The 18421-nt window shown below is 60.4% G+C and carries 14 protein-coding genes; all 14 read left to right on the top strand.

What is annotated here, in order from left to right:
• The first annotated feature begins 4 nt into the window (after positions 1 to 4).
• A complete protein-coding gene (locus AC1DZT_RS20690; protein ID WP_478008543.1) occupies positions 5 to 1522 on the top strand; it encodes a sugar ABC transporter ATP-binding protein in 1518 nt (505 codons plus the stop codon).
• Positions 1523 to 1546: 24 nt separating this feature from the next.
• Positions 1547 to 2536: an ABC transporter permease gene (locus AC1DZT_RS20685; protein WP_478008542.1), complete on the top strand. Its 990-nt coding sequence runs from the start codon at positions 1547 to 1549 to the stop codon at positions 2534 to 2536.
• Between the two features lie 9 nt (positions 2537 to 2545).
• Complete coding sequence (locus tag AC1DZT_RS20680) at positions 2546 to 3313, top strand: glucose 1-dehydrogenase (protein ID WP_478008541.1); 768 nt, start codon at positions 2546 to 2548, stop codon at positions 3311 to 3313.
• Between the two features lie 147 nt (positions 3314 to 3460).
• Positions 3461 to 4489, top strand: coding sequence for a zinc-dependent alcohol dehydrogenase family protein (locus tag AC1DZT_RS20675; RefSeq protein ID WP_478008540.1), 1029 nt, complete (start codon positions 3461 to 3463; stop codon positions 4487 to 4489).
• A gap of 32 nt (positions 4490 to 4521) precedes the next feature.
• Positions 4522 to 6015, top strand: a complete 1494-nt coding sequence (locus tag AC1DZT_RS20670; RefSeq protein WP_478008539.1) for an aldehyde dehydrogenase family protein — start codon at positions 4522 to 4524, stop codon at positions 6013 to 6015.
• A gap of 155 nt (positions 6016 to 6170) precedes the next feature.
• Entirely contained in the window at positions 6171 to 7787 is a 1617-nt protein-coding gene (locus AC1DZT_RS20665; protein ID WP_478008538.1) for a GMC family oxidoreductase, read from the top strand.
• Positions 7788 to 8011: 224 nt separating this feature from the next.
• Complete coding sequence (locus AC1DZT_RS20660) at positions 8012 to 8506, top strand: (2Fe-2S)-binding protein (RefSeq protein WP_478008537.1); 495 nt, start codon at positions 8012 to 8014, stop codon at positions 8504 to 8506.
• Entirely contained in the window at positions 8445 to 9548 is a 1104-nt protein-coding gene (locus AC1DZT_RS20655; RefSeq protein ID WP_478008536.1) for an FAD binding domain-containing protein, read from the top strand. The genes AC1DZT_RS20660 and AC1DZT_RS20655 overlap by 62 nt, the downstream gene beginning before the upstream one ends.
• Complete coding sequence (locus AC1DZT_RS20650; RefSeq protein WP_478008535.1) at positions 9541 to 11793, top strand: xanthine dehydrogenase family protein molybdopterin-binding subunit; 2253 nt, start codon at positions 9541 to 9543, stop codon at positions 11791 to 11793. Before AC1DZT_RS20655 ends, AC1DZT_RS20650 begins: the two co-directional genes overlap by 8 nt.
• A 630-nt stretch (positions 11794 to 12423) precedes the next feature.
• The gene (locus AC1DZT_RS20645) at positions 12424 to 14058 is read left to right on the top strand and encodes a sugar ABC transporter ATP-binding protein (RefSeq protein WP_478008534.1); all 1635 of its coding nucleotides are present in this window, start codon (positions 12424 to 12426) and stop codon (positions 14056 to 14058) included.
• Entirely contained in the window at positions 14055 to 16073 is a 2019-nt protein-coding gene (locus AC1DZT_RS20640; RefSeq protein WP_478008533.1) for an ABC transporter permease, read from the top strand. The genes AC1DZT_RS20645 and AC1DZT_RS20640 overlap by 4 nt, the downstream gene beginning before the upstream one ends.
• Before the next feature lie 147 nt (positions 16074 to 16220).
• Positions 16221 to 17102, top strand: a complete 882-nt coding sequence (locus tag AC1DZT_RS20635; RefSeq protein WP_478008532.1) for a beta-keto acid cleavage family enzyme — start codon at positions 16221 to 16223, stop codon at positions 17100 to 17102.
• Entirely contained in the window at positions 17099 to 17953 is an 855-nt protein-coding gene (locus tag AC1DZT_RS20630; RefSeq protein ID WP_478008531.1) for a carbon-nitrogen hydrolase family protein, read from the top strand. The genes AC1DZT_RS20635 and AC1DZT_RS20630 overlap by 4 nt, the downstream gene beginning before the upstream one ends.
• Positions 17954 to 17972: 19 nt before the next feature.
• Positions 17973 to 18353: a cupin domain-containing protein gene (locus AC1DZT_RS20625; RefSeq protein WP_478008530.1), complete on the top strand. Its 381-nt coding sequence runs from the start codon at positions 17973 to 17975 to the stop codon at positions 18351 to 18353.
• The last annotated feature ends 68 nt before the right edge of the window (positions 18354 to 18421 follow it).

Here is an 18421-nt window from a genome sequence, read left to right as displayed (position 1 = left end):
GTCGATGATGCCTGCGCTGGAACTGCGCGATGTCAGCAAATCCTGGGGGCCGGTCAAGGCACTCAAATCCGTTTCGCTGATCTTGAAACGACATGCCGTGCTTGGTCTGGTAGGTGAAAACGGCGCAGGCAAGTCGACGTTGATCTCTATCATCAATGGTACGGTCCGGCCCTCAACAGGGTCGGTCCGCATCAACGGGAAAGATGCAAACCTGGGTCACCCGTCCGAGGCAGGGCGGCTGGGAATTGCCACCGTGTTTCAGGAACAGGGGCTGATCCCCAACCTACCGGTCTATGAAAATATACTCTTGGGCCGCGAAGCGGAATTCGCCCGGGTCGGTATCCTGTCCGCCCATAAAATGATCCGCCTGGCCCGAGAGGTGCTGGACGATCTGGAACTTGACATCGACCCGATGGCAGTCACCGGGGAATTGACATTCGGAAGCCGCCAGTTGGTGGAGATAGCCAAGGCCTTTGCCGTAGGCAAGGTATGGCCCGTCGAACCGATCATTCTATTGGATGAACCGACCTCGGCGCTATCAGAGTCCGAAACCCAGTTGCTGTTCAATTCGATCCGGCGCTGGCGCGGCAAGGCCTCGATCATTTTCGTATCACATCACTTGAAGGACGTTTTCGCGGTTTGTGACGAAGTGGCCGCGCTGAAGGACGGCGAGGTGTCCGGCAACTGGCCGATTGCTGAAGCCACGCCGGATATTCTGCACGAGGCCATCGTGGGCCGCGTCCGCAGTGCTGGCTACTACAAGGAAGGTGATCAGCGCGAGGCTTTGGGCGACGTGGTTCTCAGCGTCAGAAACCTTACGGTTGCGGGTCAATTGAAAAATTTCTCGATGGATATCCGGGCCGGGGAAATCGTTGGCATCGCGGGGGTTCTGGGCTCCGGCAAGGCGACAGTAGGACAGGTCATCACCGGGTCGGTTCGCGCCGATGAGGGCGATGTCCGCGTCAACGGTCAAATCCTGGAACCAGGCTCACGTATTGCGGCACTGCGGGCGGACGTCGGCCTCGTGCCATCAGAGCGGAACAAGGCCGGACTTATTGGAATGCACTCTCTGGAGTGGAATATCACGCTTCCCAGCCTGTCTCGGTTGCAGGTGCCGGGCACTCCGATGTTGTCCTCAGCACGACAAGCCGAGGTTTCCGAAACCTGGATCAAGCGATTGCGTATCCGCGCCCGCGACCGTCACGCCCAAATTCGCAGCATGTCGGGGGGCAACGCCCAGAAGGTCGTTTTCGCCAAATGGCTGGCGCGTGGGGTAAAGGTCTTTGTGCTGGATGACCCGGGCCGGGGTCTTGATGTGGGTGCGAAGGAAGAGGTCTACACCCTTCTGCGCCAACTGGCCAATGACGGTGTGGCGATCCTGCTGATCTCGGACAACCTGCCTGAGGTGATCGGACTTTCAAACCGGGTCATCACCCTGCGTGGTGGGCAAATCACCGCGGAAATACCGGCGGCAGCAGCGGCCAAGCCAACGGAAACGGCCGTCGTTTCCGGCATGGTTTGAACGAATTTAACAGGGAGCGCAGCTTTGACAGGTAAGAATGCGAACGAAACGATGGCAAAACCTGCCGGCCCGCGGTGGTCCAGCTCTAACCTCGTATCAATGTATCCTTTGTTCGTGGTGGTCGGTCTGATCCTGTTCTTCAGCGTTCAGAACCAAAATTTTTTCAGCTTTGACAATGCGTTGAACATAGGTCAGCAGTCCGCAATCCTGCTGATGGTGTCGATGGCGGGCACTATTGTTATCCTGATCGGCTCGATTGACCTTTCCGTTGGCGCGTCACTCACACTGGCGGGTATCGTCGCCTCGATCGTCATGGAAGACTACGGGTCCACCGCCGCTGTTCTGACGGCAGTCGCTCTTGGCCTCCTGGTGGGTGCCGTGAACGGTGTGACCATGTTGATCTTCAAAGTGCCGTCATTTCTGGTCACATTGGGCACGATGTCGATCCTGACGGGGATCACCAACATGATTTGCAACGGGTCCTCGATAATTTTCACCGATTTCACCCTGGTGGATCTGGTCAATGCCAAGCCTGTCCTTGGAATCCCCGTCATCATCCTGGCGTCGCTGGCAATTTCCGGAATACTTATCTTCATAGCCTCCAAGACTCTTCTTGGCCGCTATCTGTTTGCCATCGGCGGCGGAGAGCAAGTGGCGGCGCATTCTGGTGTGCCGGTCACGCGCTACAAAATCTACGCCTTCATGTTCTGCGGCGCGCTGGCGGGCCTGTCGGGCATCATGCTGGCGGCGCAAATCGGGGCCGCTACTCCCTCTGCGAGCGGCAACATCGTACTGGATTCCATCGCAGCCATCGTCATGGGCGGCACCGCGCTGTCGGGCGGCATTGGCGGCCCGCATCGGACCCTGTTGGGGGTGCTGGTCGTTGGCATCTTGTCGAATGGCATGGATGTGACTGGTGTCAGCCCCTTCACTCAACAGGTCGTAAAGGGCTTCGTAATCATCCTGGCTGTCGCCTCGACAATTGACCGCCGCAAGTACGAATTCATCAAATAGGAAACGCAGATGCAATCGATCGACGATTTTTCGGGAAAGGTGGCGTTTGTCACAGGTGCCGGCAAAGGAATTGGGCGCGAAACGGCCTTGGCTTTTGCCCGTGCCGGCGCAGCCGTGGCCGTAGCAGACCTTGACCACGCCAATGCCCAAGCCACTGTCGCGATGATTATCGCAGAGGGCGCCCGTGCAATTGCCATAAGTTGCGATGTGACGGACGAAGCCGCTGTCAAAAAAGCCGTCGAGACAACTGTGGAGCAGCTGGGCCGTCTTGATCTTGCCTTCAACAATGCCGGGCGCTTCCAGAAGGTGGCTCCGATGGCGCAGACCCCCTCCGAAGAATGGCGGCGGATCATGGATATCAACGCCACCAGCGCTTTTCTGTGCATGTTATACCAGATCCCGGTCATGTTGGCGCAGGGTGGTGGCTGCATCGTCAACGCCTCATCCGGGGCGGGGATCGTCGGGACCAAGGGCGCCGCGGCCTATGGAGCCGCCAAACATGCCGTAATCGGGCTGACCCGCTCTGCCGCACTGGACTATGCCACGCAGAATATCCGCATCAACTGCGTCTGCCCTGGCATTATCGAAACCGACATGATGCGCGAGGTATCGGGCGGGACTGCCGAGGGGCGCGCCGCGATGATCGATGCGGAACCGATCGGTCGCCTCGGCCAGCCCGAAGAGATTGCCGACGCCGTCCTGTGGCTGTGCTCGCGTCATGCCACCTTTGCCTTGGGTCACGCGCTGGTGGTGGATGGCGGCCACACGATCCGCTGACAGCGGTTCGACCCCATCCTCTCGTGCCGAACGGTCGCACCCCGCTGAGCGCAATTGTAACTTGTGTCCGTGAAAAACGGCCTCCAGCGCGCGGAAATTTCGTGAGGCTATCTCCTGTAGCCTTTCAGTACTCGGAAGGAATGAAACGTGAAAGCTGTGGTTTTTTTGGGAGCCGGCAAGCTAGAAGTTCGGGACTACCCCGATCCTACGCCGGGTCCGGACGACGTGATCGTGCGGATGAAAGCCTCCGGCATGTGCGGCAGTGACCTGCATCATTTGCATGAGCCTTTGCGGACGGAAAGCCAGATCATCATCGAAGGGCACGAACCCTGCGGCGTGGTGGAGGCCGTTGGTTTCGCGGTCCGACCTTCTGAAGCGAAGGTGGGCGACCGCGTCATGGTGCACCATTACGACGGTTGCCGCAGATGTGAGCACTGCCGGTCTGGTTGGACGCAGTTCTGCGAGGGCGGAAAGATCGTCTACGGCGGCACCAATGGCGATGGCGCCCATGCTGAATTCATGAAGGTCCCGGCACATACTCTCATCAAGCTTCACGACGGCATGTCCTTCAAAGCTGGCGCGGCTGTTGCCTGCGGCAGCGGTACAGCATTTGCTGCTTTGAAGCGGATCTCGCTGGCGGGCGATGAGACGGTTGCAATCTTCGGTCAGGGCCCGGTGGGCCTGAGTGCCACCCTGTTTGCCAAGGCGATGGGGGCCCGTGTGATCGCGTTGGACGTGGGCGCAGAAAGACTGGCAATGGCCAAGGAAATGGGTGCCGATGTTTTGATCAACCCGATGGAAACCGATGCGGTGCGCGCGATCAAGGATGCCACGCGCGGTGGGCTCGGTGCTGACAAGGCCGTAGAGTGCAGCTCCAATCCCGGCGCGCGCCAACAGGCGGTGCAATCGACCCGGGTCTGGGGACAAACCTGCCTAGTGGGGGTTCTGGGCGACCTCAACTTGCCAGCCAATGACGTTATCCTGAAAAATCGTTCGGTTGTCGGGTCTCTGACCTTCTCGAAGAATTTGCAGGCCGCATGCGCCGACTTCGTCGTGGAGCGCGGCATCGATGTTGACCGGTTGTTCACCCACAGCTTCCGACTGGATCAGGCGGCCGAGGCCTATGCACTGTTCGATCAAAAGAAGATCGGCAAGGGCGTTTTCGAGTTCGACTAAGACCGGCCAGCGTGCCTTGAAAGGATCCGAAGATGACTGCCTCTATCCCCTCGCCCAGTCAAAATGTTGCCGCGTTTCTGGCGCGTGGAACTCATAAGTTGATGATCAATGGCGAGTTGGTGCCTGCGGCCTCCGGCCAACTGATTGGCTCGATCAACCCTTCCACCGGAGAGATGATCGGCCAGATTGCGGCCGGCGCTTCCGAGGATGTGAATCGTGCGGTTCGTGCTGCGCGCGCTGCGTTCAATAGCGAGTGGAGCCGGTGGAGCGCCTACGATCGTCAGGCCCTGCTGTTTCGCGCCTATTACCTGTTGGAAAACCGCTTCGACGAGCTCGCCGAGATTGAATCGATCGACATGGGCGGCCCGATCACTCGTACGCGCGGCGCCAAACCTGCCGCGCTACGCATGGTGCAGTTCTTTGCAGCCATGGCGCTGAACGTGAAAGGTGAAACCATCCAGAATGGCCTGCCCGGCCAGGTCAGCACCATGACGCTGCGCGCGCCGGTCGGAGTGATTGGCGGCATCATTCCGTGGAATGGCTCCATCGTATCAATCTGGTGGATTCTGGGCGCGGTTCTCGCCACCGGATGCACTTGCGTGATCAAGCCTGCAACCGAGGCCTCGCTGACAGCGCTCCGCCTTGCCGAAATGCTCTTGGACATCGGTGTTCCGCCGGGTGTCATCAATGTGGTTTCCGGCGACGGCGCAGAAGCCGGCGACGCTTTGGCACGGCATCCCGACGTCGATCGAATCGCCTTTACCGGGTCGACCGAGACAGGTCGGCGGATCATTGATGCCTCCAAGACCAATATCAAACGGCTGCAGCTGGAACTTGGCGGCAAGTCGCCGGACATCGTGTTTGCAGACGCCGATCTGGACAAGGCGGTGCCGGGGGCGGCGATGGGCGCCTTCGCCAACTCGGGTCAGATTTGCTATGCCGGCACCCGTATTCTGGTGCAACGCAGCATCGCGCAAGAGTTCACCAAGCGGCTGGCGACGTTTGTGGCCCAGTTGCAGGTGGGCCAAAGCCTTGATCCCAACGCCCAGATCGGGCCGGTGATCTCGGCGCGCCAAAGCGAAAGCGTACTGTCCTATGTCGAAGCAGGCCGGCGCGAAGGGGCGACGCTGGTAACCGGTGGCAATCGTCTGGAAGGCGCCCTCCAGCGCGGTTATTTCATCGAACCCACCGTCTTCGCCGATGTCGACATGGGCATGACCATTGCCCGCGAAGAAATCTTTGGCCCAGTCGTTTCTGTGATCCCTTTCGACACACTGGAAGAGGCGGTCAAGATCGGCAACCAGACCGAATATGGCCTCGCCGGGGCGGTGTGGAGCCGAGACATCTCGACGGCGCTGAGTGTCGTCAACGGTATCCATGCCGGCGCCATGTGGGTCAACTGCTATGGTCTGATCGATCCGCTGACTGGCTTCAATGGTGCCAAAATGAGCGGCTATGGGGCCAAGGGCAGCACGGCCCATCTGGACACCTACCTCTATACGAAGAGCGTCTACATTCAGCACTGATCACGGCGGCACAAGGCGCGATCAGGCGGACAACCCTGCCTGATCGACCCTCGCCCGATCCGATGACGGGCGTGGCACCCACCTTGGGTGCCAAGGTTCGGTCATGGTTCGTTTCCAGGATAGCAGTCTCAAGGGGGGGGGTAAGACGAAGCAAGATGGCAAACACGGGCAATCAGAAGACATTCGACTACATCGTGATTGGCGGCGGAACCGCTGGCTGTGTGATGGCGGCCCGGCTGTCAGAAGATCCGTCATGCCGCGTCCTGCTGATCGAGGCCGGCGCCAGCGATTGGAGCCCGGCCGTTCGCATTCCGATGGGCGTGGGCCTGCTAAGGCAAAAGAATCTATTTGATTGGGGCTATCTTACGCAACCGCAACCAGAGCTGCTGGGCCGCCGCATCGAGATGAAGCGCGGAAAAGTGCTGGGCGGCTCATCGTCAACCAATTTCATGGCGCACAACCGAGGCGCAAGATGCGATTTTGACATGTGGGTTGAACTCGGCGCCACCGAATGGTCCTATGACACCCTTCTGCCCTACTTTCAAAAGTCGGAAACTTGGCATGGTGCCCCGGCCGAAAACCGCGGTACCAACGGTCCGACTAATGTCAAATATACCTGCACCTCTGATCCGCTCGGGATGGCCATTCTGGCGGCGGCGGCAGCCAGCGGCTTGCCTTTCTGCAACGATATCAACGGCCCTGCCCCTTTCGGCTTTGGGCTTGCACAATCGGCCATTCACAAAGGCAGGCGGGCCAGCGCCTCGCATGCCTATCTGGACCCTGTCCGCAGGCATCGCAAGAATCTCCATGTGATCACCAAGGCACATGTGACTAAGCTGCTTTGTCGGCAGACCCACGTCGTCGGCGTGCAATACCTGCACAAAGCGACGAGCATCGAAGCCTTTGCGGAAAGTGAGATCATTCTTTCCTCGGGCGCCTTCAATTCGCCGCAGATCCTGTTGCTGTCCGGAATCGGGCCCGCGGCACAACTGCGTGAACATGGTATTCCGGTTGTTCAAGACCTATCCGGCGTCGGCAAGAACCTCAAAGATCACCTCTCCGTGCCGCTTGAATACCGACGGATTGGCGACGATAGCCCCCTGCACACGATGCTGCGGTTTGATCGTCTCATGGCCGCCATCTTTCAGGCGGTTGTCTTGAGGCGCGGTCCCGCAACGTCGCTGCCGAGCGGAGTCAACGCGATCCTGAAATCGTCACCTGACCTTGTCCGCCCCGACCTGCAAATGCTGTTCGGGGCGGGGGCTCTGGAGGCAACCGCGTGGTTTCCGGGGCTGAATGATTGGAGTGACCTTTTCTACCTATTACCGGTCTTAGCCCGCCCTGAAAGCGTCGGTGAGGTTCGCCTCAAATCTTCCGATCCCTTGGCGCCGCCCCTCATCGACCCGAACTATTTGACTTCAAGAAAAGATGTCGAAACTTTGGTCCGCGGCTTTGAAATTGCCCGCGATATCGCGCAACAACACGTCGTGGACCCCTTCCGGGGAGCCGAACTGAGACCTGGATCCAATTGCCAAACGGCCAGCGAAATTGAGTACCACGTCAGGGCAAGCGCCACGACAGTCCAGCACGCCGCCTGCACCTGCCGGATGGGCAGTGATGCAATGGCTGTTGTCGATCAGAAACTGCGCGTCCATGGCATGGAGAAGCTCAGAATTGTGGATGCCTCCGTCATGCCGGAAATTCCGGGCTGCAATATAAACGCGACGGTTCTGGCTATGGCAGAGCGCGCTGTTGACATTCTCAAGGTGTGATCCCGACATCAGCCGGCTTGATGCAGGGCCGCAGACCCCGCGCTGGGTCGCCTGAGGCGAATTCACCTCGGTTCGAATCCACCCTTTTCAAATGAAATGTCACAATGTGGCATTTCATTTGACTTAGTGCCCGGATCGGGACATCAACGCCCAAGGGCCCAGTATCCAGGACCGGCACCCGTCAGTCTGTCGCCACGCCGTGTGAACTGAAGAGTTTCAACAACATGATCATCACCATGACACTGAACGAAAAGCTGTGCAGCCTCACCGTGGATGATCCACGCGTCACGCTGCTCGACCTGTTGCGGGAGAGGTTGGGCCTCATCGGCGCCAAAAAAGGCTGCGACCGAGGGCAGTGCGGGGCCTGCACCGTTCTGGTTGATGGCAGGCGCATCAACGCCTGCCTGGCGTTGGCGGTTACGATGAACGGGCGCACCATATCAACGATCGAAGGTTTGGCCAAAGAGGGCACTTTGCATCCGGTCCAGGCTGCCTTCATCGCGTGTGACGCTTTGCAATGCGGATTCTGTACTCCGGGGCAGATCATGAGCGTGATGGGCCTGGCGACCGAAATTGCGCCCACGTCAGACCGAGAGCGGATCCGCGAAGCGATGAGCGGTAACCTGTGCCGGTGCGGTGCCTACCAAGGGATCGTCGATGCTGTCGTGGAATATCATGGGGCCAATGCAGCGATCGAGGCCAGCCATGAAAGCTTTTGAATATCTCCGCCCCGCCACGCTGGAAGAGGCGCAGTCCGCCGCCTTGGGCCAGAATGCGGTCTTTCTGGCAGGCGGCACCAATCTTGTCGATCTGATGAAGGTCGGCGTGGCACGGCCGGACCGCGTGATCGACATCACGGGCCTGCCGGATCTGGACCGGGTTGACTATCTGGAAGATGGCAGCATCCGCATCGGCGCGCTGGTCCGCAACACCGACCTTGCCCGGCATCCGCAGTTCAGTCGGGATTGTCCTGCTGTGGTCGAAGCGATCCTGTCGGGGGCGTCCGGCCAATTGCGCAATGCCGCCACGACCGGCGGCAATATCCTGCAGCGGACGCGGTGTGGCTATTTTTTTGACCTCGCCAGCTCCTGCAACAAGCGCAACCCGGGAGCAGGCTGTGCAGCGCATCACGGCGAAAGCCATGCCACGGCGGTTCTGGGGTGGAGCGATGCCTGTATTGCGACCCATCCTTCGGATTTCAGCGTGCCAATGGCGGCGCTCGATGCAGTGGTGGAGATTGTGGGCCCCGCTGGCCGGCGCAAAGTGGCGCTGGACGCCTTTTACAGCCTGCCTGGCAACACGCCTGAGCGCGAGACGGTTCTTGACCCGGGCGAGCTGGTGATCGCCCTGTGGCTTCCGCCTTTGGCCCGAACCTTCGCGCCGCACGCGCGTTATCTTAAACTGCGCGACCGGACTTCGTTTGCCTTTGGTGTCGTATCGGCTGCGGCAGGCCTTGTCCTGCAGGACGGGGTGATCACCAATGCTTGCCTCGCCTTAGGCGGGGTGGCGTTGAAGCCTTGGCGGGCGCGGGCGGCAGAAGCCGCATTGGTCGGGCGGCCCGCAGGCGAGGATGTATTTCGTGCGGCAGCCGACATCGCGCTGACCGACGCACGGTCCATTGCCCACAACGGCTACAAGATTGAACTGTCCCGAAGACTGATCCTGCGCGCGCTTGAAGCAGCGCTGGCCGGCAGCGACAGCCAGCCGGCCCTTCCCGCGTCGGTCTTTTCCACACAACCGAGAGTACTCGCCGATGGTTGAAAATCCGCGTTTGACCGAAGCCGCGCCCCGTCGTCACGGCTCCAGCGCAGGCCAACCCCTGCATCGCCTTGATGGCGTCCTGAAAGTGACCGGCGCCGCCGTTTACGCCGCCGACAACAATCCTCCGGGGCTGTTGCACGCGGTGATGGCCACCAGCAGCATCGCGAATGGCAGGGTCGTCGCGCTGGATGTAGTGGCGGCAAAACGCCACCCCGGTGTGGTCGAAGTGATGACGCCGGAAAACCGGCCTCCGGTTCTAGACCCGGCCCGGCCCGGTGCTCCTTTCGGCTGGCGGATGGATGTGCTGCAAAGCGATATCGTCCATTATGCCAAGCAACCTATCGCCGTCGTAATCGCCACTACGCTGGAGGCCGCCACCGAAGGCGCCGCCTTGCTGGCACCGCGCTACGCCGAAGAGCCGCCGACTGCGGATTTTGACACCGCGGAAACATACACCCCCTCGGCCGCCGGCGTCTTCAGCACTCGGCGCGAAGCGGTTGGGGATGTCGAAGCGGCCCTTGCGGGCGCTACGTTCCGGCTGGACCAGACCTATGAGACGCCGGCCCAGTATCACAATCCGATGGAGCCCCATGCCATCGTGGCCACCTGGGACGGTGACAAACTGACCGTCGACACACCGAGTCAGGGGCTTGGTCCGGCCGTGAGCAGGATCAGCGAACTCTTCGACATTCCCCCCGAAAACATTCACATCCACAGCCCGTTTCTGGGCGGTGGTTTTGGCAACAAAGGGTTTTTGGCCGGCCCGCAAGTTCTGGGCATCCTGGCGGCGCGGCTGGTCGGCAAACCCGTCAAACTGGTGATGCGGCGCGATCAGATGTTTGGCCCCCTGGGGCACCGCGGCAGGACCAGCCAACGGTTGCGACTGGGGCTGGACGGCGACAACAAGATGGTAGCGCTGCACCACAGTGTCAAAGCGGCGACCAGCGTCTTTGACGAGTTTGTCGAACCCGCCGCAAAAATCTCGCATACGCTGTATGGCAGACCCGCGATCCTAACCGATCACGAGGCTGTCGCCCTGCACATCGGCACGCCCGGTTTCATGCGCGGGCCGGGCGAAGGCTCCGGCTCTGCCGCGCTGGAGGTGGCGATTGACGAGGCCGCCTTTGCGCAAGGGATGGACCCGCTGGCGTTCCGGCTGCACAACTATGCCGAGGTCGAACCTATTTCTGGCAAGCCCTTCTCATCGAAAGAACTTCGGACCTGTTACGCGCAGGGAGCCGCGCATTTTGGCTGGGCCGAGCGGCCAATTCAACCGGGGCAGATGCGCGACGCCGCAGGCTTCAGGAAAGGCTGGGGCGTTGGAACCGCGACCTTCCCGACCCTTATGTTCGACGCCGAGGCGCTGACCATTCTGCTGGCCAACGGCACAGCGAGAGTGGAGCTTGCCGCCGCCGACATGGGGCAGGGCGCCTGGACCGCCCTTGCGCAGATCGGGGCGGACAGCCTTGGCCTGCCCATCGACCGGGTAGAGATGCGGGCGGGCGATTCCAAACTGCCGAATGCGGGCGTTGCGGGTGGTTCGGCCCATACCGCCACCGCGGGCAGTGCGATCCATGTCGCGGGCACCGATCTTGTGGCCAAGCTTGTGCAGATTGCCATAAACGACAGGCAGTCACCGCTTTTTGGCGCGGGCAACACGCAGATCGTGGCCCAAGGCGGCGCGCTTTTCTTGCGCGACGACGAAGGCCGCAGGGACACCTATGCCGCGATCCTTGGCCGTGCCGGTCTGCCCGAACTCCGGGCGTCGAGCGCCGTCGGGCCAAATGCCGCTGCCCAAGCCAAATATGCGATGCATGCCCATGGCGCCGTCTTTGCCGAGGTGCTGGTTGATCCCGATCTGGGTCAGGTTCGGGTGACACGGCTGGTGGGCGCCTTCGCCGCCGGTGCTATCATCAACCCGCATCTGGTCCGCAGCCAGTATCTCGGCGGCATGATCTGGGGCCAGTCCTTTGCTCTGCACGAAGAGGCGCTGCTGGATCGCTGCTCCGGGCGCATCATGAACACCGACTTGGCAAGCTATCATGTGCCAGTCAACGCTGATGTCGTCTCGCTCGAAACGATACTTGTCGAGGAAACCGACCCGCATGTGAATCCTTTGGGGGTAAAGGGCGTGGGCGAATTGGCCATCACCGGAACTGTGGGGGCCATCGCCAACGCGATCTGGCATGCGACGGGCATCCGTGTCCGCCGCTATCCAATCCGGATTTCCGATCTGATATCCTAGGTTCACTCCGACGGTCAGGAAACCAAAGTTGCGGCCCAATTCATTCATTGGGCCGCTACACTTCGATGCCCCGTCAGTCCATAAGGCGCACCGATTCTGGCGCATTTCGCAGCGCCGACCGGCGTCCATGCACCATATTTCCTTGAGAAATGACCGCAAAGGGTGTGACGACGCACCAATTCCGGTGTGAGCAACTTCCCGATTGATATTTTCTCACTGAAATGGAGACCGCACAGAAATTATGGCTTCCCGACGCTCAGACTTAATGTAATCTCAATATACGGGAATATATTTGATTCTTGGGGTGTGAGATCCAATGATCGTTTTCGTGACCTGATCTGACCTATGTCTACAGGCCGTAGCATTCCGTGACGCCGGGATGTCCTGAACTTTCCTGTCAGACGCCTTGCAGACCGCGTTACTGCAGCGCCAGATCAATAATCGGAGCGACGCACCCCCGGAACAAGGCTGTAGAAAGGATCGAAGAACCTGTCTGACACAGCACGTCCAAGTGAAGGAGGTCGCTTGGACATGTCACCCAGACGGGCACCCGCCAAGAATGGCGTTACGCACCGGGTAAAGGCGGGTCGAAAGCCCCGGGGGCGTGGCATCGACGACGAGGGAGGTTACATGAGCATTGTTGAAAGCTCGATCGGCAGACCCACACATGCCCCGATTTTGGGCCGGTCCGGCGCGTTGAACGGGGTTATCGGTCCGCAGCATTCGGCCCTTGAGGTCAAGAACCTGGCAAAAAGTTACGGCGCCACGAAAGCGTTGGTTGACGTCAGTTTCGTAGTGAAAGCCGGGACGGCACACGCGCTGCTGGGCGAGAATGGTGCCGGCAAGTCCACAACGATCAAACTGCTCAGCGGATTGATCCGTCCAGACAGCGGCACCATCTGCGTGAACGGCGCCCCGGTCGTGTTCAACGGCCCCGTAGACGCCGAAAAAGCGGGATTGCAGACGGCTTTCCAAGAACTGGCGCTGGCCCCGGATCTGAGCATTTTGCAGAACATGATCTTGGGTCACGAACCGCGCCATTCGGTCGGGCTGATCGACTGGGGCACCGCGCGTCGGTCGGTCGCGGAGCATTTCGAAAAGCTGGGACTTACGGATGTCAACCTGCGGGCTGAGGCGAGATGCCTGTCGCTCAGCCAGCGTCAGAAGGTGGAAATCGCCCGCGCCCTGTTCCGCCGGCCGAATGTGCTGTTTCTGGATGAGGCGACCTCGGCACTGACCTCGCGGGATGTGGACTGGTTGCAGGGGCTGGTGAGCGATCTGAAATCGTCCGGGCTGACCGTAGTGATGATCACCCACAAGATGCAGGAAATCCGCAAGTTCTGCGAACATGTCACGGTCTTGCGCAATGGGCGGGACGTGGGCTCCTTTGCATCGGGCGATGTAGCGGACGAAGACATCGTGGAGATGATCATCGGCCGCTCGCTGGACGCGACCTTCCCGAAGAAAGTTCCGGTATCAAGCAACTGCCCGCCAACGCTGGCGGCCGAGGGTCTTTGCTCCAAGGGGCGGCTGGACGGCTGCACCTTCAGCTTGCGTCCCGGTGAGATTCTGGGTGTCGCGGCCCTGCAAGGCATGGGCCAGAAAGAGCTGTTCGACCTGCTGTTCGGCGTCGAGCCGCCCGCGGCCGGAACCATAAGCCTGAATGACAAGCAGACACGCCTGGGCTCGCCGCGCCAGGCCATCAACTGCGGAATGGCGCTGGTGCCCGAAGAGCGCAAGACCGAAGGACTGTTCCTGCAGATGAGCGGCCTTGAAAACATGGTCGCGCCGATCCTGGACCGCATTGGACGTTTTGGCTTGCTGGGGCGCCGCCGCAAGACCATGGCCGTGGCCAGCATCATGAAGCGCGTGCAACTTGCGGACCGCGCAATTTACACGCGGGCGGGCGCATTCAGCGGCGGCAATCAACAAAAGATCGTCATCGGCAAATGGCTTTTGACCGAGCCGAAGGTGCTATTGCTGTTCGACCCCTGCCGTGGCGTCGATGTTGGCACCAAACACGAGATCTACCAGATGGTAAACGAATTCGCCGCAGCCGGTGGTTCTGTCCTGCTTTATTCGAGTGAAACTCCCGAGCTCTGCCAGATGTGCCACCGAGTGATGGTGCTGTATGGCGGAAAGATCGTTGAAGAGCTCTGCGCGCAGGGTCCGCATGATGACATCTCGGAAAAGGAGATCATGCGCGCCATGTTGGGCGACAAGAAACCCTCCGGGTCTGCTGCAGATATGGGAGTGGTGCATTGAACCACTCTCTTGCAACGGCCTGGTATCAACTGCACCGCAACCGCACCCCAGTGTTGGTACTGTCCCTGCTGATCGCGGTCACGTTGATCACCCACCAGTTCACGCCAAGCCCGCTGAGCTACTTTGACATCAGTTCGAACCTTGGCACGGGCGGCGGGCTTGCCTTGGCGGCGATGGGGCTGGCGCTGGTCGTCATTACCCGCGGCATTGACCTGAGCGTCGGGGCCGTCGTCTCTCTGGTCAGCGTTTCCGTCGGCTCGATGATGACCGACAGCCCGGAAAACCAGATCATGGTGTCAATCGCCGGCGTGCTGATCGGGGCGGCGGCCGGGGCGATCAATGGCATTCTGATCGCCTATCTGCGCATCCAGCCGATCGTGGTCACGCTGGCAACCTTGTTCATCCTGCAAGGAATCGCGCTGCTGATCATGCCGATTCCGGGCGGCTATGTCACCTCGTCCTTCATCAACTTCTTTGCCGGTGATGTCATTCCGAACCTGGTGCCAGCGGCCTTGGTCGTGATCCTGGCGGCGATCGCCTTCTGGATGGTGCTGCGCAACTCGCGGCTCGGGACGGCGATCTATGCCATCGGCAGCGATGAGAGCGCTGCCGCCGCGAACGGGGTGAATACACCCCGGGTCAAGTTTCTGGCCTATACGATCGCCGGCGCGTTTTATGGTCTGGCCGGCCTGTTTATCACCGCCCAGGCTGGCGGGAGTGACCCCTTGGTGGGCGCTACTATGCTTATCCAGGTGTTCACCGCCGTCGTGCTGGGCGGAACCTCTTTGACCGGGGGACGAGGCGGACTTGTCGGGCCGGTGTTCGGGGCCTTCCTGCTGATGAGCACGGTCAACACCCTGATGGTGTTTTCTATGCCCACCTTTCTGTCGCCGATATTTGATGGCGCCATCCTGATCCTGGCCGTCGTCCTCAGCTCGCTGATGTCGGAGAATTCGATCCTGCACAACCTAACGGATATCTACCGTCAGATCACCGGTGACCGCACCGCGCAAAGACAACTCCGGCCTCATGTGACAGAAGAGAATGAGTCGGCAGTGTCCCTGCCCAAAGCGCCGTGGCGCGTTTTACATGCCGAAAACATCCGCCAGGTTCTGCCTGCGCTGGCCGCTTTTCTGGTGATCGTGGGCGTGACCTTTGCCGTTTTCGGGCAACTTGGAGGGGATTACATCCGCTCCTTGCTGCTGCTCTCGGCGCTGTTGGGGGTCTTGGGCTTTGGTCAGGCCACGGTCATCATCACCGGCGGGCTGGACCTGTCGATCCCCTGGGCCATCACGCTCTGCGCCGTTGTATTTTCCAGCCTGGTGAACGGATCGGATGCGGCGCTGTCCTGGTCGGTTCCCGCGGTTATCGGTCTGGGCGTTCTGATCGGTCTGATTAACGGATTGGGTGTCGTGGTGCTTGGCCTGCCGCCCTTGGTGATCACTTTGGCAATGAATGGCATTCTGCAAGGCATGACGCTCTTCTATACCAACGGCTCACCCGAGGGCTCGGCGCCCCCGATGCTGCGCTGGTTCGTCAACGGCAGCGTCTTCGGGCTGCAACCTGTCGTCTGGGCCTTTGTGCCCTTCGTGATCCTTGCAAGTGTCTTTTTGACCACGACAGCGGCAGGCCGGCGTCTTTATGCGGTCGGAAACAGCGCCGTGGTGGCAAACCTGTCTGGCATCAACGTGCGGATGACGACGCTCCTGGCCTATGTGATCTGCGGTGCTTCAACGGGGCTTGCGGCGCTGTTGCTGGTTGGCTTCAACGGAGCCGCGACGCTGAGCATGGGCGACCAGTACCTTCTGCCTTCGGTGGCCGTCGTCGTGGCGGGCGGCGTGCTGATCACCGGCGGGCGGGGCCACTATCCCGGCGTCGTCTGCGGCGTGCTGATGCTGATCGCGCTCTATATCCTGATCGGGGGCACGATGCTGCCCGACGCGGTGCGCAGCATCATCCTGGGATGCGTTCTGATGGCTGCCCTTCTGGCGCTTCGCGAGGGGCGCACGACGTAAGCACCCTTGCGCAAGAGGATCAGACCGCGCCGGTCCGTAGGCCAGTCTGATCCTCTTGCGAGTGATTGTTGTATTGACAAAATCCCACATTGCAGGAACTAATAACGAAAAAGAGGCGCTGCCTCGATGTTTGGAGGGAATCGACCGGTGAGCAACAAGACAATTTTGACATGTGCCGTAACGGGGGGTGACGATGTCGCCCACAAGTTCAAACAGCTGCCCGTGACCCCGAAACAGATTGCGCAGGCCGTGATTGAAGCGGGTCAAGCCGGTGCAGCCATCGCCCATATCCATGTCCGCGACCCGGAAACCGGCAAGCCAAGCATGGAACTGTCCTATTACCGGGAGGTTGTCGAAATCATCCGGGCTTCGGGCAGCGACATCATCCTGAACCTGACCACCGGACCTGGTGCCCGATTTGTGCCCGGGCTGGAGGAAACCAATACTTTCGCCGCAGGCTCCAACGTCCGCCCGCCTTCGCACCGGGTCCGCCACATCCTTGAACTGAAACCTGAGATATGCACGCTCGACATGGGGTCGCTCAACTTTGGCAACGGCGCGCTGATCAACGTGCCCGCCCAAATCGAGGCGATTGCCCAGGGCATCCGTGAAGCTGGCTCGCTGCCCGAACTTGAGATTTTCGACGCCGGGCATCTGGCGCTTGCGCTGAAGATGCTGAAGGAGGGCACTGTGCCTGCCGCGTCGATCTTCCAGTTCGCGCTTGGCATTCCGTGGGGAGCTCCCGCAACAGCAGAGATGGTGGCCTATTTCAAATCCGCTTTGCCGCGCGATACAGTTTGGGCCGCCTTTGGCGTTGGCCGGGCAGAGTTCCCGATGGTCGCCCAAGCCTTCCTGATGGGCGGGCATATCCGGGTCGGCATGGAAGACAACTTCTATCTGAGCAAGGGCGAACTCGCCCAAACCAATGCCCAGCTGGTGGAAAAGGCCATCGGCATTATTCGCTCCATTGGCGGCGAAATGGCAACAGCCGCAGAGGCCCGCAGCATTCTTGGCCTGCCTGCAAAATGAGTGCAACCTGCTGCCGCGCGGCCTGCCTTCAACTGACGCCAGGCAATGACATTGCGATCAATCTGGCCGAGATTGCATGCTTGGTCGGTCTTGCCGTGATACAGGGCGCAACGCTCGTCGCGTTGCCAGAGTTCGCGACCTATCTCGACAGATCCAGTCAATCGATGCGATCGTCGGCCTCGGCCATGGAAGACAGCACTGTGTTAACGACGTTGCGCGCGCTGGCACGGCAGCATGGCATCTGGCTGCTGGTTGGCAGCCTCGTGGTCCTTGCCGACGGCACGCCGGACTCCAAGCTGGCGAACCGTTCGGTTTTGATCGCGCCCGCGGGCGAGGTAGTCGCGCATTACGACAAGATCCACCTCTTCGACGCCCGGCTGCAAGATGGTCGCACGGTCGGAGAGTCGCGCCACTACGTAGGTGGGGCCCGGGCTCCCGTGGTACGTACGCCGGTCGGCGCCATCGGGATGACGGTTTGCTATGACCTGCGGTTTCCGCAACTCTATCGTGGGCTTGCCCGCGCGGGTGCCGAGATTCTATCGGTTCCGTCAGCCTTTACCGCTGAAACCGGTCAAGCTCATTGGGAACCCTTGCTGCGCGCCCGCGCCATCGAGACGGGATGCTACGTTCTGGCCCCCGCCACATGCGGAACGCATCCGGGCGACTGGCAAACTTATGGCAACGCCATGATCATCGATCCCTGGGGCAAGATTCTGGATCAATGTGACGACCAGCCCGGGACATTCTGCATCGCAGATATCAACACGGCTTATTGTGAAAAGGTGAGGGGCCGCATTCCCAGCCTGACCACGAACCCCGAATTTGAAATTGAACAACTCGACATATCCTAACTGCGTGAGGGAGGAAACCATGGCCATGAAAATCGTCAACCCGCCGGAGCTGGCATCGCATTTTATCGGTGCGTCCGGCATGGCTTGGGAAGAGAGCGGCATCGAAAAGATCACGATGAAGATCCTGTACAAGGATGATGATGGGCGCTCGACCATCCTGTTCAAGATGGCGCCCGGTGCTGTCGTGCCGCTACACGAGCACACCAAACTGGAGCAGACCTATGTGCTTGAAGGGTCGCTGGAAGATGATGAGGGCGCGTGCAATGCCGGTGACTTTGTCTGGCGCCCGGGTGGAAACAAGCACATCGCCCATTCGCCCAATGGCGCGGTGATCCTGTCGGTCTTCATGGCGCCGAACAAGTTCATGGACGGCATCAAGTTCTTTACCGAAGAAGAATAGGCCCCCCACATATCCCGCGACAGACCCGGTACCATGGCCTGTCCCTGCGGGAGCGGAACAGACCGCTC

The organism is Rhodobacter sp. P1_C2 (assembly GCF_056406375.1).
This window is presented reverse-complemented; position numbering and strand designations above follow the sequence as displayed.

Bases quoted from the DNA above. Each gene is read 5' to 3' on its own strand.
- AC1DZT_RS20690 (WP_478008543.1), top strand. From the start codon at position 5: ATGATGCCTGCGCTGGAACTGCGCGATGTCAGCAAATCCTGGGGGCCG.
- AC1DZT_RS20680 (WP_478008541.1), top strand. From the start codon at position 2,546: ATGCAATCGATCGACGATTTTTCGGGAAAGGTGGCGTTTGTCACAGGT.
- AC1DZT_RS20670 (WP_478008539.1), top strand. From the start codon at position 4,522: ATGACTGCCTCTATCCCCTCGCCCAGTCAAAATGTTGCCGCGTTTCTG.
- AC1DZT_RS20665 (WP_478008538.1), top strand. From the start codon at position 6,171: ATGGCAAACACGGGCAATCAGAAGACATTCGACTACATCGTGATTGGC.
- AC1DZT_RS20660 (WP_478008537.1), top strand. From the start codon at position 8,012: ATGATCATCACCATGACACTGAACGAAAAGCTGTGCAGCCTCACCGTG.
- AC1DZT_RS20655 (WP_478008536.1), top strand. From the start codon at position 8,445: ATGCTGTCGTGGAATATCATGGGGCCAATGCAGCGATCGAGGCCAGCC.
- AC1DZT_RS20650 (WP_478008535.1), top strand. From the start codon at position 9,541: ATGGTTGAAAATCCGCGTTTGACCGAAGCCGCGCCCCGTCGTCACGGC.
- AC1DZT_RS20645 (WP_478008534.1), top strand. From the start codon at position 12,424: ATGAGCATTGTTGAAAGCTCGATCGGCAGACCCACACATGCCCCGATT.
- AC1DZT_RS20630 (WP_478008531.1), top strand. From the start codon at position 17,099: ATGAGTGCAACCTGCTGCCGCGCGGCCTGCCTTCAACTGACGCCAGGC.
- AC1DZT_RS20625 (WP_478008530.1), top strand. From the start codon at position 17,973: ATGGCCATGAAAATCGTCAACCCGCCGGAGCTGGCATCGCATTTTATC.